The sequence below is a fragment of the Raoultibacter massiliensis genome, from assembly GCF_900199545.1.
Taxonomy (GTDB): domain Bacteria; phylum Actinomycetota; class Coriobacteriia; order Coriobacteriales; family Eggerthellaceae; genus Raoultibacter; species Raoultibacter massiliensis.
In genome coordinates this window covers 1,937,329-1,951,997 of sequence record NZ_LT962671.1, presented here as the reverse complement: position 1 = coordinate 1,951,997, position 14,669 = coordinate 1,937,329, and the positions used below count along the sequence as shown (strand labels likewise).

The window sequence follows — 14,669 nt, the reverse complement described above, 5'->3', positions numbered from 1 at the left end:
ATACAGGTTCGGGGGGGGACGCTATTACTTCGAGGGCTCGTGTTTCGTTTTCGCTCAGTTCGGGCAAGGTCTGCTGTACGAAGGTTTCGTACCGCGCTTTTCCCTTGCGTTCGTGTCCCGTCCCGCGCTCTGCGGCACCCAACCGCCGCTTTACGGAATCGGGAACGTATCGGAGGAGTTGCAGAGGGGCAAGCCCCTCGATGCGCTCGAGCGCATAGCGGGCGTTGTGGCGGGCGCCGATGCCGATCCTGCGCTGACGGCACCCGGCATCGAGCGCGCGCTTGCCCGGTGGCTCGGCGAAGCGGGGCTGGGAAGCGATCGCGCAACCGAGCTCAAGCGCATCGCGAAGAGCGATCCTCTGCGGCTTGTTCGAACGAAAAAATATGCCGACACCTACTACCTGGGAACAAACGACGACGAAGCGGCGGCGCCGTTCCGTCGCACGATTTGGGCGCTCGAGGGCGCCCTTAACCGATTCCTCTTGGTATCCGAATCGTTGGGTGATCGGGCTGCCGCGGCTTCGGAATCCGAGGTCGGACAATGGGATTACTATCTGATCGAATCCGTTGCTCGGCAGATGCCGCTTGCAGAGAGCCCGGTCGATGCGCAGGACGCTGCGGCGGGCGAGTGGTCCATACGGCTCGGGATCGCCCAAGCGGTCGAGCGTTTGCGCCTTCCGTTTCGGTTCACGACGGATTTCAGGGTGAATGCGGAAGGCGGCATCGTGGCGTTCGATGCCGTTGCGCCCGACGCTTCGGTCATGCCGAAAAGCCGATGGCGCGACGAAGCGGCGGGTTGGAGCGAGGTTTCCCAGGCGGAGCGCGAAGTCCAGGCGATGCGATACGCCATGCGGCTTGCGCTCATGCTTGCGGCCATCGCGTTTTACCAGAGCGTCTCGATCGAACGCGTTGCGGTTGCCGTTCGTCCCGTCTCGGATGGGACCGACGAGCCCGGCGGGTCGGGCGAGTTTCCCCAAGAGGGCCCACCGAGGCTGTTTTCGGTCGAGTTCGAACGGGCGGCCTTTTGCGGCAATTCGGCATATCGCCAAGCCGGCGAAGGGGATCCGTTTCCGTTCTTCAACTGGGCGGGTGCATTGATCGGGCAAGCCGATATCGCGTCTCCGCTCGAAGATGAGCGCCTGGCGAACCCCTTGCGCACCATGCCGCCTGAAATATCCGAGCAGCCATTGCCTGAATTTGCCTGCGCGCCGCTCGGTGCAAGCGAGCTGTCGGATCTTGCGGTCAACTACAGCGCCAAGCGCCGGCATACAGGCGAGCAGCTCGCCGACGCGATTGCGAAGGCGGAGAGCACCACCGAGAGAATACGCATCGTGAGCGCGGTGAAAGACGCATCGGCCGACCTTGACGTGCAGGAGGCGTGCACGAGGCTCATGGTTGCGTTGACGGCCGATGAGATCGACCCGGGCGACCAGAATGCCATCGTGAACCGGTTCCTCGGAGAGGATGAGCTGATCGCTGCGATCACGCAGGCGCGGGTCATGGCCGAGCGAGGCGAGATCGACGAAGCGGTTACAATGCTTGCCCTTGCCATCGGCAAAGCCGAGCAATCGGGGAGGTTCGCCGATACCGCCGATACGGTTTTCAGGTGCTTCGACTCCTATGCATCGCGTGTGGTCTACAACCGCGCACGCCAGGCGNCATCGGCAAAGCCGAGCAATCGGGGAGGTTCGCCGATACCGCCGATACGGTTTTCAGGTGCTTCGACTCCTATGCATCGCGTGTGGTCTACAACCGCGCACGCCAGGCGGGTAGATTCGAACGCGATGCGAACCGGCGGGTCGAGCTCGCGCCCGATTCCCTGTACTTCTGCTGCCTCGAAGTGGTGAAGATGCTCGAGCATTCGTTCGACAGGACCGAAGAGGCTCTCGGCTACGGCAAGCGCTGCATGGAGCTTGCGCCGACGGGTGGGCCGGGATATCTGCAGACGGCGCGCACCTACATGCTCGTGGGCGATATGGACAACACGATTGCAACCATCAACCGATACCTCGAGCTGGCGATCCTTCCCAACGAAATAGCCATGGGGTACTATCAGCTTGCCTATGCCGAATGGAAAGCCGGACGGCTTGCGGCGGGTGTGGCGGGATACTTGAAATCGATGACGACATCGCCGATCATCTACGATCAGGCGCGCCTGGAGCTCGAGGAGCTTCTCAACGAACCGGAGGCCAACCTGCTTCCCCCCGACGAGATCGACGAGGTGCTCGCCGCGCACGGCGTGGTGCTGGCCCCTTCGGAAGAGGCTTTCGACCGGCTGCTCGAAGCCTCGGCGGCGGCAGTGGATGCCGGGCTTTTCGTTGTTGCTCGCAGCGTGCTGGCTGCGTACTGCCAGCATCGGCCCGATGACGCAATCGTGAACGTACTTCGCTCGCTGGGCGATTAGAGAAAGGAACCGAATGGCACTGCAAGCTCCCGAGGGGACGAAAGACCTCTTGCCCGACGAGGCAAAGTTCTGGAATACGTTCAAGCAGACCGCGGCAGACGTGTTCGGCCGCTATGGCTATCTTCCCATTGAGACGCCGATGTTCGAGCAGACCGAGCTTTTCGTTCGCGGCATCGGGGAAGCCACCGACGTCGTATCCAAGGAAATGTTCCAGGCGATTTCGGGCGAGAACATGAAAAAGCTCCTTGCGGGCGAGAGCATCAAGAGCAAAAGCCGCCTCTCGCTTCGCCCCGAGGGAACGGCGGGCGTGGTGCGCGCGGTCGTGCAGCACGATCTTGTGCCGCAGGGCGCGGCTCCGGTGAAGCTCATGTACGCGGGTCCGATGTTTCGCGCGGAACGCCCGCAGAAGGGGCGCTATCGCCAGTTCAATCAGGTCGGCGTCGAGTGCCTGGGGGCTGAAGCCCCCACGACCGATGCCGAGGTCATCATCATGCTCATGAGGTTCTTCACGGCGATCGGCATACCTGCGCAATCGATGCGCTTGCTGGTGAATTCGATGGGGTGCGAAAAATGCAGGCCCGCTTACCGCGAGCTCGTGCGCGCTTACATGGAAGACCGCCGGGCCGATCTGTGCGACGAGTGCATGCATCGCGCCGAGATCAATCCGTTGCGGGCGTTCGATTGCAAGAATCCGACATGCTCGGCGGTGATGGATGGCGCGCCGAAGATCACCGACTACCTGTGCGATGACTGCAAGGAGCACTATTCCGCCGTCAAATCCTATCTCGATGCAGCTTCGATCGATTACGTCGAGGATGCTCGGCTCGTGCGCGGACTCGATTACTATACGCGCACGGTGTTCGAAGTGCAGGTTGTCGACGGCCTCGGATCGCAAAACGCCATCGGCGGCGGCGGGCGTTACGACAAGCTCGCCGAGGAAGTCGGGGGGCGCCCGACTTCGGGTCTCGGGTTCGCGCTCGGCTACGAACGATGCGTGCTGGCCCTGCAAGCGGCCGGTGTCGAATTCGCTCCTGCAGCACGGTGCGACTTTTTCCTGGCATGCGTTGACGAGACGACGCGCCAGACGGCGTTCGGGCTGCTTCAAATGGCTCGCGACGCCGGCTTCATCGGGGAGATGGATCACCAGAGCCGCAGCCTCAAGAGCCAGTTCAAGCTTGCCGACAAGCTCGGTGCCCGCATGGTTGTCATCCTCGGTCCCGACGAGCTTGCCGAGGGCAAGATAAAAGTCCGCAACATGGCGACGCGCCGCGAGGCGCTCGTGGACCTCGAAACAGCCAAGGGCGTGCTCGCCCGTTTCGGCGGCCAGCCCTACGGCGACCAGTCCGCCCTAAGGCTCGAAGAGGTTTTTCCTGTCGAAGAGTAGAGGCCGCGTATTTTTTCAGGAAGCCGTTTCCTGATAGCGAATAACCTGATCAAGGGACTCATGCTTAAAGCATGAGTCCCTTTCTGGTTAGGGCTTTAGCCCGTCGGCCGCGCAAAGCGCGGACGATATCAACCACCCGCTATGCGGGTGCGCGACAGATGTTATACAAAATCACCTTCCTATACAATGGCGATTGTTCAGGTCGTCCAGCGAATTAGGAAGGTGATTAATTTGGCGCAACAGTCGCATAGCCTGTCGCACACGAAGTGGATGTGTAAGTATCACATCGTCTTCACTCCGAAGTATAGGCGCAAAATTATCTACAATCAATTGAGGACTAGCATTGGGAGCATACTCCGCACACTATGCGGATACAAAGGCGTTGAGATACTAGAAGGGCACCTCATGCCTGATCATGTTCACATGCTAGTGAGCATTCCGCCGAAGATAAGCGTCTCTAGTTTTATGGGGTATCTGAAGGGAAAGAGTTCCCTGATGATTTTCGACAAGCATGCCAATCTCAAGTACAAGTTCGGTAACAGGAAGTTTTGGGCCGAAGGTTACTACGTAAGCACGGTAGGTCTTAATGAGGCCGCTATTGCAAAATACATTCGCGAACAAGAAAAGCACGACATTGCACTCGACAAGTTAAGCGTTAAAGAATACGAAGACCCGTTCATCAAAGGACAAGGCAAGCTGCCACTTTAAGTGGCTTGTTGCGAGTCAAAAGCTATACGGCCTGAACACAAGTGAAGGCCAGCGTCTTTAGGCGCTGGCTGGTAATCCTTGGGGTTATACCCCTAGAGCAAACCACCCGTTTTCACGGGTGGTTCTGATTCTATGGGGATCAGAGACGCAAGTGAAATCCGTACTGGCTGCAGCTAGCCTTTCGCCTATCCCGATCTTTTAATGCGGGTAGGTGCTTTTCGGATGCCGATCGGCGCAAGGCAAGACGGTCAAGACGGGCGAAGCTCCCGGCGGACGCCGCCGACATTGCGAAAAGTGAGCAGACACCTTATGGAAAGGGGAAATGCTATGAGCAATTGGAAGTGGCAAGAGGGCGACTATACTGTCGTGCGAACTTGCGCGTGGTCGCCTCCGGGCGAGCATCCGGTGGGATGGGGGCTCCGTCTGTTTTACAAAGACGACGTGCTTCATCATGTCGAAGGCGATCCGACCAATCCGATCACCCAAGGCCGCGTCTCCATCAAGTTCCTCGAGCTCCCGGCGTACAACAACAGCTCGGAGCGCATTATCTATCCCATGAAGCGCGATCCGAAGAATCGCGGAGACAACAGCAAATGGGAGCGTATCACGTGGGATGAAGCCTACGATATGATCGAGAAGGAAACGCGCCGCATCCAAAAGGAGTACGGACCCGAATCGATCATGACGTTCATCGGCACGGGCCGCGATCTTTGGCATACCGTTCCCAAGATCACGTTCTCGGCTTTCGAATCGCCGAACTTCAACTACCCGCACAATGGTTGGTCGTGCTACGGCCCGCGTTCTTCGATTTGCGTATACGTGCTCGGTGCCGGATACCCCGAGCTCGACTACGCGACCGAGTTTCCCGAGCTTCGCTACGACGATCCGAACTACGTGCTGCCGAAATGCGCGCTCATCATCGGCAAGGACCCGCTCGTTTCCAATCCTGACGGTCTGTTCGGCCACGCGCTCGTCGATATGATGAAGCGCGGAACCGAGCTCATCGTGGTCGATCCGCGCGCTACATGGCTCGCGACGCGCGCAAAGTACTTCCTCCAGCTGCGCCCTGGCACCGACGCCGCCCTCTACCTTGCGATGTGCCACGTCATCATCTCCGAAGATCTCTACGATCACGAGTTCTGCGACAATTGGGTGTACGGTTTCAAGGAGTTCGCCGAGCGCTGCGCCGAGTATCCGCCGTCGCTCGCATCTTCGATAACGGGTGTTCCCGAAGACCTCATCGTCGATGCCGCTCGTTACTGGGCCACCGAAAAGCCTGGTTCCATGACCTGGGGACTTGCCGTCGACGAGAAGGTCAACGGCATCCAGACCGCGCACCTTGTGCTGCTCATGTGCGCGATCACCGGCAATCTCGACGTGCCGGGCGGCGTTTTGCTCGGCGGTTCCGACCGCGAGGCTCCCACCTCTTGGTGGGGCTGGGAAGAGCTTGACGACGATATCAAAGCCAAGCGCCTCGGCGCCGCCGAGTACCCCTGCGTATCCACGGCATGCTCGACGACGCAGTGCGACATCGCCATGGATGCGATACGCACCGATAAGCCGTATCCCATCAAGATGACGTTCACCATGAGCTCGAATCCCATCGCCTGCCCCTCGGCAGATCCCCGAATGGTCGATGAGGCCATGCATCGCCCCGATTTCAACGTGTTCGCGGATCTTACCATGACGCCCTCGTGCGCATCTTACGGCGATCTGTTCCTGCCTGTGGCCTCAACCGGTGAAAAGGACGGCCTTGTTGCTACGCATTATGGCGCGCTGACGCTGTTCGTGGCGGCATGCGTCAAGGGAAACCAGGTCGGCGAGTGCAAATCGGACGACGAGATCATGCTCGACCTCGGGTGGAGGCTGAATCCCTCGAAATTCCCCTGGAAGGATCTCTACGAGTTCCTCACCTGGGAACTTAACGGCTACGGCGTCGAAGGAACGTGGGAAGATCTCCGCGATTCCGAACTGGGATTCGTGACGCCTCCGTACGAGTTCGAGAAGTACGCCTACGGTCTTCAGACGTGGAATGGCGAGCCCGGCTTCGGCACGCAATCCGGCATGGTGGAGGCGTATTGCCAGCGCTTCGCCGACTGGGGCGACGATCCGATGCCCTATTACGAAGAGCCTCCGTACAGCCCGGTCAGCACGCCCGATCTGGCTGAAAGGTACCCGTTCGTGCTGACGACCGGTGCACGTTCTTGGTCTTACTTCCATTCCGAACAGCGTCATATCAAGCGCTTGCGCAACCTTGATCCATGGCCGACGGTCGAAATGAATCCCGCCGACCTCGAGCGCTTGGGTCTCGCCGATGGCGATTGGGTTTACCTCGAGAACATGTTCGGCAAGTGCCGCCAGAGGGTGCGCGCAACGCCGATCGTCAAAGAGGGAACGCTCATGGCGAAGCATGCCTGGTGGTATCCCGAGAAGGGTCCCGACGACAAGGGGTTCGGCCCCTACGGCGTGTTCGACGCGAACATCAACCAGCTCGTTCCGCACGGACTGTACGGCAAGATGGGCTTCGGATCGCCATTCAAGTGCATGATCTGCGGCGTGACTAAGGCCGAGGGAGGTCCCGATTTCGAAGAGGGCTGGCCGGTCAACGCATGGGATAAAAAGCCGGCATACCTCGAGCGCTAGAGACCGAAAGGAAAGGGGTGAGGATCATGGCAGACAACAAGGCGATGGGCATGCTTATCGACTACGACTACTGCACAGGTTGCCATTCTTGCGAAGTGAGCTGCAAAGAACGGTTCGATCTGGCTGAAGACGAATGGGGCATAAAGCTCGCCGATAACGGCCCTTGGCGCTACAGCGAAACCGATTGGGAATGGAATCACGTTCCCATCCCGGCCGAGCATTGCGATTTCTGCAAAGACCGGATCGCCGCGGGCAAGAAGGCTCTGTGCGAGCTGCATTGTCAGGCGCTCGTCATCACGGTTGGACCGCTTGACGAGCTGATGCAGAAGATGACGAAAAAGAAGATGGTCCTGTTCAACGAGACGAACGACGAGCCACGCAAGCAGGCAGTCTACTAGGAACGTGAAACCTGCCGCGGCTGTTTCGCCGCCGCGGCAGGCACGCAGGCGGGCGGGCGTCAAGCGGACGGCCGCCCTTGGCCGACTACAGAGAGAGGAGCCGGTATGAGCGGCAAGTTCATCCTGGTAAAGGAACGTACGAAGTACCGCTTCAACCTCGTCGACGATGCGGGCGACATCCTGTTCAAGGGAGCCATTGCGTCAACGAAGGATATGGCGCAGCGCAAGGTCGATCTCATGAGAAGCTGGGGCGACGATCTGAAGTACCACCTGCAGCCCATGGCGGGGCCGCACGGCGGCTACACGATCCGCGGAGAAGAGCATACGTCGCGCGAAGGGGAGCAGGGTCGTATCGGCGATGCCGCGCCTCTCGGGTTCAGCGCGGTGTTCGAGACCGAGGCCGAGATGGATAAGGTTCGCGATGCCATCATCGCGGCAGCGAAGGGCGCTCTGGTCGAAGACCAGACCGGCGAATAACAGGGTGGGCGTGCAGGTTTCTGTGCGCCCACCACCGCCGCCGTAGGATCAGATCGGCGGATGCGACAGGAAAGCAAAGGAGACGGGTGCCATGTGTTACAGACCACCACAGGCGGAAATCGCTGCCGCCGAAGCAGCGGGTCCTAAGATGAAGGATTGCCCCGAATGCGGAGCATCCCAGCCGTTGACGGCGAAGGCGTGCTCCGAGTGCGGATACAAATTCCCGCCCATGAAGCTCAACAAGACGGCTGGACCGGGCGGGCCTGCGAGTCCAGCGCCGAAAGCACCCGATGCTCCGGCCGCGCCGAGCGCCCCGAATCCCCCGAGCGCCCCGAAGCCCCCTCTCTCATAGTCGGGGAAAACGGCGACGGGGAACAACAGACATCGAACGGAGGCAACCATGGAGAGCGGAACGTTTGAACTCACGCAGGTGGGAGCTAATAAAAGATTCGTTATCCACGTGAAAGACGAGGAAGGCGCCCTGCTGCTCAAAAGCCAGTATAGAGAGTTGAAACCGATGTGCCTCAACGAGATAAGCTGGATTCGGATCGCGGGTGCGAAGGACAACCTGTACGAGTTTCTCGAAACTGAGGATGGAAGCCTGTATTTCAGCCTGCATGCCGCCGATGCGCATGTTTTGGGGACGAGTCCCTTCTATGAAACAGTTGTCGATAGGGATAAGGCCGTAGCTTCCCTGAAGCGCATAGCGGCCACCGCCGAAGTGCGGGATTCTACTCCCGACGATGATCTGACGACGCGGGTGCATGATGTTCTGCAGTCGTATGCGCGCGAAGCAATGGCGCGAGCGTGACATTGGCGACAGAGAGTGTGCAAGGATGGCGCCATGAAGAACTAAGTTGTATATTGGGCTTCTGACCTGCAGCGTGGTTATGCGGCATAGGATGAGTGCCGCACGGGAGCAAGCCGTTTTCTATGGGGGATTGGACGGGTGCGCGATGAATGATTTCGTGAGGCGCTGGCCTTCTTCGGATGTATTGCTCGGTGCGATAGGATACGGTATGGCCATCGCGCTGTTCTACATCGTGTTCTTCGGCGATGCGCTCGTTGACATTGCGTACGGAAGCTCGCTTTCCGGGGTGCCGGTTCTTGCGGGATTGTCGGCGCTTTTGATTTGCACGGTGTTATTGCTGCGCTACAGCGATAAGCTCTCGCAGATCGGCACGCGTAAGCTGCTTTTTCCCTCCGCCCTCGTGCTGGCTTCGGCTTTCGGGGTTTCTGCATTCATGGAGCAGGCGGGCATCGCAAGCATTGCGCTGTCCTGCATCGTGTGGGCGGTTGCCGGCGTTGCTCTGGCCCTTTTCCTCACCGTGTGGTCGGAATACGTTGCGAACAGGGAAAAAGAAACGCTTCTGGCATCGTTCATCATCGCGTTTGCCGTGGCGGGTGCCGGCATGGTTGCCGTATCCTTCCTCGAGCCGACCGCTCGGCTCGTCGCCTTGATCGCCGCCCCGCTTCTGTCGGCCGTGTTCTTCGTGACCATGTCGCAGGGTATCGAATCCGGTCGGTTCGTGACGAGGCGGGAATCTTCCGAGAACATGCATCTGGATTGGCGTTCGTCGCTTTCCTACTCGATCACCGGCGTCGTTATCGGAAGCCTCATCCAATCGATCGGCCGCTCGTTTCCCGCTTCGGGAGCCCTGCTTGAGCCGGGGTGGGGCGTTTTGGGCGCCGTTGTTGTATCGATGCTTGTCATCAGGGCGAAAAGCGGGTCGTGGATTTTGCTTGGACCCGTTGAGAGGATCACGTTTCCGCTGCTCGTGGCTTTGCTGCTTACGCTGCCTTTCGTTTCCGGACCGGCGGCGGTCGGGTGTGTCGTCGTTTTGATGACGGTGTTGTTCATGCGCGATCTCGCCCGCATTGTCAACAGGTCCATACTTGCAATCGAATTCGAAGCCCAGAGCTGCCATTTGTATTCGCGTACCGCGTTGCCCTTTTATCTGGGTTTGAGCGTGGGGGTCGTGCTCGATCTGATATTCGCTCTGGCGGTTCCTTCGTTTTACGCGATTGCGAGCTCGCTCGTTTTGACGGTGCTTCTGTCGGTCGGCATCGCTGTGGTTCCGTATGGCGCCGATCCCCTTACCATGCCGTTTGCTCCGTCGCCCGCAGCCGACGAGGGGCTATCCGACGACCACATCGGGCAGGGGCTGTGGCGAAAAGCGTGCGAGCACGTGGCCGAAAGCGTGGGGCTTACTCCGCGCGAATGCGAAATATTCCATCTGTTATCGCGAGGCCGATCGGCGACGGTTATTGCGCGTGAACTGGGAATATCGGTGTATACCGTGAAATCTCATACATATAACGTGTATCGCAAGCTCGATATCGAGGCGCAGCAGGATCTCATCGATCGCGTACAGGACGAGCGCATGCAGATCAAGCGTGAAATAGAGGAGCCTCACGTGAGGCTCTGACCTCGGGCTTGCCTTTAGCTGCAAAAGCGAGGTGATTCCATGTGTTTGACATGCAACCCGTACTGCGGGCGATGTCATCCTCCGCGAAAGCGCCGTCCCGTGCAATGCCCCGATTGCGGTGCGACCAATGCTTTCGAGGATGGGAATCTGGCGAGGACGGAATGCTCCTTTTGCGGAGGACGCCTTCCTGAAGTGCGAACCCAGCCGACCGTTCGCTGCCGCTACACCGGCTTGCTTTGTTCCGAGCCGTGCGGCCGCGCGAAGGAGAGCCCGCCCAAGGGAGCGGCGCCGGCGCACTGCGAAGAACGCGTCGCGCCCCTTGATGCGGCCGCGTTCGCAAAGACGCTGCGGCATGGTCCCTCGGAAGGCTGAGGCGACGGTCGGGGCCGAGGGTCTCGGGGCGGTCGGTTTTGGATAGAGCGGAGAATTTCGAACGGCGCGAAACCATTCGGTTCGGCCGTTAGGGCAACGTGTACATGAGTGCAAGGAGGTGCCAATGGATACGGGGATAGCAAAACGTCTGGCAGGTGCGTTTTTCGTGGGTGGTTGCCTGGGTCTTTTCAGCCAGGTGCTGTTTGTTCTCTGGCGGATGCTGCTTGGCGACGATTCGGCATGGGCGATGCCTGCGACGCTGCTGAGTTTGGGAGTCGTGGGCGGTGCCCTCTACGTGGGTAATGTATATCAGAAAATCGAGAAGGCAGGTGCGATAGGAGCCGCCATGCCCTTCAGCGGCCTCGTGTCTGCCGTTGCGGGAATGTTTCTGCAGGGAAGCGCTGAAGGCGGCTGCCGGAAAGGCATTGTTCGCGGACTTGGCGTGTTCCTATACGTTTTGGGCGTTGGATCGCTTATCGCCGCCATAATCGGCGCGGTGGCGGCGCTCGCCGCTTAAGGAGGCCGGTATGGAATTTGTAGGAGCGTTTTTGGTGTGCGGCTGCATTTGCCTGTGCACCCAGTTGGTGAGCGAGCTTCTTCCGAAAGTGCCCGGCCCCACGCTGTTTCTGCTCGTGCAGACGGTCGCTGCGCTCTTAGTGCCGACGGGTGTCGTTGCCGCGTTGACGAACCTCGGGCAGGCGGGCATCGTGATTACGGTATTCGCCGCCGGTTCGACCATATGCCAGGATGTCGGCATCATCATGGGGGGAGGCAGCGCCGTGCCGCTGATAACCATAGTCGCGATATTTTGCGCCGTTGCCGCAATCGGCCTTGCAGCGGGGGCGGCCCATCGGGCATTGCACCCGGTAAGCGCCGACGGGCAGGCGGCCGAGGGCGATGAAGATAATCTGTAAAGGCGATGCGGCGTAAAAGAGCCGCGATGGCGATTGGAGATGGGATGCCATGGGGCACGCAAGGTTGGCAACGTACGAGCCGGTTAGCATATCGCTTCCCGATGCAATCGTGTCCGATGCGGATGTCGAGGAGCGCATGCGGGAGATAGTCGGGAAAATACCGACTTATGGGCGGGCGGGAGGTTGCGGGATCTCTGCCGATGACAAGGTTCGGGCCGTTGTAACGCTGAAAGAAAACGGCGAATTGCTGAAAGGGTTTAGGGGCAGAGAGGTAACCATCACCATGGACGATGGGTTTTTCCCGGCACCGCTCGTCGAGGGGATCATTGGCATGGCTGAGGGCGAGCGGCGATCGTTCTCTTTCGAAATGCCCGCCGTCGGCAGCGGCGACGGCGGATCCCGATTGTCGTTCATGGAGGCCGATGTCAGGGTTATCGAGGTAAGGAAACGCAAGATTCCGGTACCGGACGACGAATGGGTGGCCGTCAACATACCTCGCGCAAAGACCGTAGCCGAATTCCGCGCAAGCGTTCGCGAGCAGATGGAGGAAGATCGGAGACGGCGACTGGATGAGGCGAAGCGCGCCCGATGCGTCGCCGTTCTCGCCGGGCGTTTGGTCGGCGGGGCGAGCCGCAAATCGATCGGCCGAGCAGTTGCGGGGGTTCGCGCCGATTTCGAACGGAAGCTTGCGGTCGAAGGAAAGACGAAGGGGGGCAAGCTTGCCGAGTTGGGTTGGACCGAAAGCGACCTTGAGGCTTCGTTTGCGGCCGAAGGATCGCGCATCGCCGCCGAAGGCGAGGCTCTTGAGCTGATGGCCGAGCATTGGGGCATCGATGTAAGCGATGAAGAGGTTCGCCGAACAGCCGAGCGGGTTTGCGGCGGCATAGCCGCTCGGAATCGTTTGGATGAAAGAGGCGAATGGGAGCGCATGCGTACGCTTGCCCGTTGCGAAAAAACGCTCGACCAGGTTGTTTCCCAGGCCATCATCGCTCTTGACCCGATGTCTGCGGCAAACCCGTTTGGCTGAGATTGGCTTTCGGGGCATCGGAAGCTCGATTCTCGGTTTCGCCGGCAGACGTCAGGCGACCCGTCGGCGATGAGGCCGACGGGTCGCCTGTTTCCTATCTGTCGCTATGCCAGGTACGCTCCGACCGATTTGCCGCACTCGCGGCCGAGCGTGATGGCCATGCCGAGGCTGCACCCGGGAATGGGCGTGATGTACTCGTAGCCGAATCGGCGACCGCAGTCGTTGCCCGAGACGTAGAGGCCCGGGATCGGCTCGAAGTTCTCGTCGAGTGCGTTCTGGTCGCCGTCGGTGATGATGCCGCCGCAGGTGACCATGGTTTCTCCGAGAACCGGGTCGAACGTGCAGGCGTAGAACGGGGGTTCTTTGACGGGGAAGAGGACCGCAGCGTCGCGTCCGTATTCCTGGTCGGCGCCTGCTTCGCAGTATGCATTGTAGTTCGAGATCGTTTCGACGAAATTCGCAACCGCATCGCCTGTCAGTCCGAGTTGTCCGGCCAGTCCTTCAAGTGTGTCGTCGGCGATGAAATCGATCGTGGTCACCGGTCCCATGCCGTCGCCTTCGCCCTCTGCCTGTTCGGGCTCTTCATAGGTTCCCTTGAAGATGGCATATGCTTTATCGAGCGATTCCTGCAACGAGGCGATGTTCTCCTCGGTCGCCGTGAAGCCCGCATGCTGCGGAATGGTGTACTGGCGGTATTCGGGGAAGTTCGCATCGCATACGGCGAACTTGGTCTTGCGGCTCTTGTACACCGTGGCCAGACCGCGCTGCTCGGAGGTGGCGTAGTACTCGTTGCAGAAACGCTTGCCGTTCTCGTCGATCCAAACTGCTTGGGGCAGGCAGTTCATTTTGCCGGGAAGCGAAAGCCCCTTCATGTTCATGCCGGGAATGGGACAGGTTTCGAGATGCGCGCCTGCCCAATAGGCCATCTGAACGCCCCGGCCATCGTTGGCCGACATCGAGGTCAGCTGCTCGTCGCCGACGAGGGCGTGGTACATGTCGGGCATGAGGTCGGCCATCATCTCGGCATTGCCGCCGAACCCGCCGCAGGCGATGACCACCGCTCTCGCGTTAAGCTTCAGGTTGCCATCGGGATTTTTTGCGACAAGGCCTGCGACCTGTCCGTTGTTCATGATGACGTACAGGGCTTCTGTCGAGAACAGGAATTCGGCGCCCTTTTCCTGCGCGACTGCGCGGTTGTACTCGTGGATCTTGGTCTGGTTGCAATCGCCGTAGAAGCTGCAAACACTCGGCCAGAACTTAATGGGTCCGATGTTGTCGAGCTGATGCTCTGTCTTCGGGAAGAACGCCGTCGTCATGGTTTCGAAGTCCGAATCGCTCAACTCCGAAAGATACCAGTCGGAGTTTTCGCCCGAATGTTGGGCGAACTTCATGACGAGCTCCTGGTTTGGGTAATTGCCCGTGATGGTCATCCAGTTTTGGAAGAATTCGACGGGGTCGATCTCGGGCACGCCGCGCTCTTTGAGGATCGAGGCGTTCAGCGCCGCGAATTCATTGCCGACTGCAGCGTAGGTGTCTTCGGGTTGCTTCTCGACAAGGATGACTTTGTATCCCTCTTCGGCAAGCTCGCGGCATGCGGTGATGCCTGCGAACCCGTGGCCGCACACGACGACGTCGCAATCGTACTCCTTAGCGAATTCGGTGATCTCCTCGGGTGCGGTCTTCCAGCTCGATTCGGAAGCGGCCGACCCCTGCGCAGCTTGGGCGGAGCCGCCTTCGCTCGATGCAGGTGAGCAGCCGGCCAGCCCTGCGCCGGCTGCGACTGCCGCCGTTGCCCCAAGCCCGAGAAACGCGCGTCGTGAGATTCCAGATTTCATGATGGTCATGATTCCTCCCTTGTCTCCTTGATTCAGTGTCCATCTTCGCTCGCGGCTGCGGTCGATTCTTTTTTCGACC

General features: G+C 59.8%; 13 protein-coding genes. 12 read left to right on the top strand and 1 reads right to left on the bottom strand.

Annotated features, from left to right (window positions below):
• The first annotated feature begins 1,740 nt into the window (after nt 1–1,740).
• The 12 genes from C1719_RS12625 (at nt 1,741) to C1719_RS12565 (ending at nt 12,755) form a co-directional block, all read left to right on the top strand.
• Entirely contained in the window at nt 1,741–2,403 is a 663-nt protein-coding gene (locus tag C1719_RS12625; RefSeq protein WP_146007903.1) for a hypothetical protein, read from the top strand.
• A 13-nt stretch (nt 2,404–2,416) separates the two neighbouring features.
• On the top strand, nt 2,417–3,787 hold the full coding sequence (hisS, locus tag C1719_RS12620; RefSeq protein WP_102375434.1) for a histidine--tRNA ligase: 1,371 nt from the start codon (nt 2,417–2,419) through the stop codon (nt 3,785–3,787).
• 186 nt (nt 3,788–3,973) lie between these two features.
• On the top strand, nt 3,974–4,495 hold the full coding sequence (gene tnpA / locus C1719_RS12615; RefSeq protein WP_180963402.1) for an IS200/IS605 family transposase: 522 nt from the start codon (nt 3,974–3,976) through the stop codon (nt 4,493–4,495).
• 327 nt (nt 4,496–4,822) lie between these two features.
• Nucleotides 4,823–7,138 (top strand): molybdopterin-dependent oxidoreductase, encoded by a 2,316-nt coding sequence (locus C1719_RS12610; protein WP_102375433.1) that lies wholly within the window; start codon nt 4,823–4,825, stop codon nt 7,136–7,138.
• 26 nt (nt 7,139–7,164) lie between these two features.
• Entirely contained in the window at nt 7,165–7,536 is a 372-nt protein-coding gene (locus C1719_RS12605) for an oxidoreductase (protein WP_180963592.1), read from the top strand.
• 105 nt (nt 7,537–7,641) lie between these two features.
• Entirely contained in the window at nt 7,642–8,013 is a 372-nt protein-coding gene (locus C1719_RS12600) for a hypothetical protein (RefSeq protein WP_102375432.1), read from the top strand.
• Between the two features lie 91 nt (nt 8,014–8,104).
• Nucleotides 8,105–8,365, top strand: a complete 261-nt coding sequence (locus tag C1719_RS15575; protein WP_146007902.1) for a hypothetical protein — start codon at nt 8,105–8,107, stop codon at nt 8,363–8,365.
• Between the two features lie 48 nt (nt 8,366–8,413).
• Nucleotides 8,414–8,824: a YegP family protein gene (locus tag C1719_RS12590; protein ID WP_102375430.1), complete on the top strand. Its 411-nt coding sequence runs from the start codon at nt 8,414–8,416 to the stop codon at nt 8,822–8,824.
• Nucleotides 8,825–8,969: 145 nt separating this feature from the next.
• The gene (locus C1719_RS12585; RefSeq protein ID WP_180963591.1) at nt 8,970–10,442 is read left to right on the top strand and encodes a helix-turn-helix domain-containing protein; all 1,473 of its coding nucleotides are present in this window, start codon (nt 8,970–8,972) and stop codon (nt 10,440–10,442) included.
• Nucleotides 10,443–10,938: 496 nt separating this feature from the next.
• Entirely contained in the window at nt 10,939–11,331 is a 393-nt protein-coding gene (locus tag C1719_RS12575) for a SpoVA/SpoVAEb family sporulation membrane protein (protein ID WP_102375427.1), read from the top strand.
• A 10-nt stretch (nt 11,332–11,341) separates the two neighbouring features.
• Complete coding sequence (locus tag C1719_RS12570) at nt 11,342–11,728, top strand: hypothetical protein (RefSeq protein WP_102375426.1); 387 nt, start codon at nt 11,342–11,344, stop codon at nt 11,726–11,728.
• Between the two features lie 49 nt (nt 11,729–11,777).
• The gene (locus tag C1719_RS12565) at nt 11,778–12,755 is read left to right on the top strand and encodes a trigger factor (RefSeq protein WP_102375425.1); all 978 of its coding nucleotides are present in this window, start codon (nt 11,778–11,780) and stop codon (nt 12,753–12,755) included.
• Nucleotides 12,756–12,859: 104 nt separating this feature from the next.
• Here C1719_RS12565 and C1719_RS12560 read toward each other — a convergent pair whose 3' ends face one another.
• A complete protein-coding gene (locus C1719_RS12560; protein ID WP_245874515.1) occupies nt 12,860–14,599 on the bottom strand; it encodes an FAD-dependent oxidoreductase in 1,740 nt (579 codons plus the stop codon).
• Nucleotides 14,600–14,669: the final 70 nt, after the last annotated feature.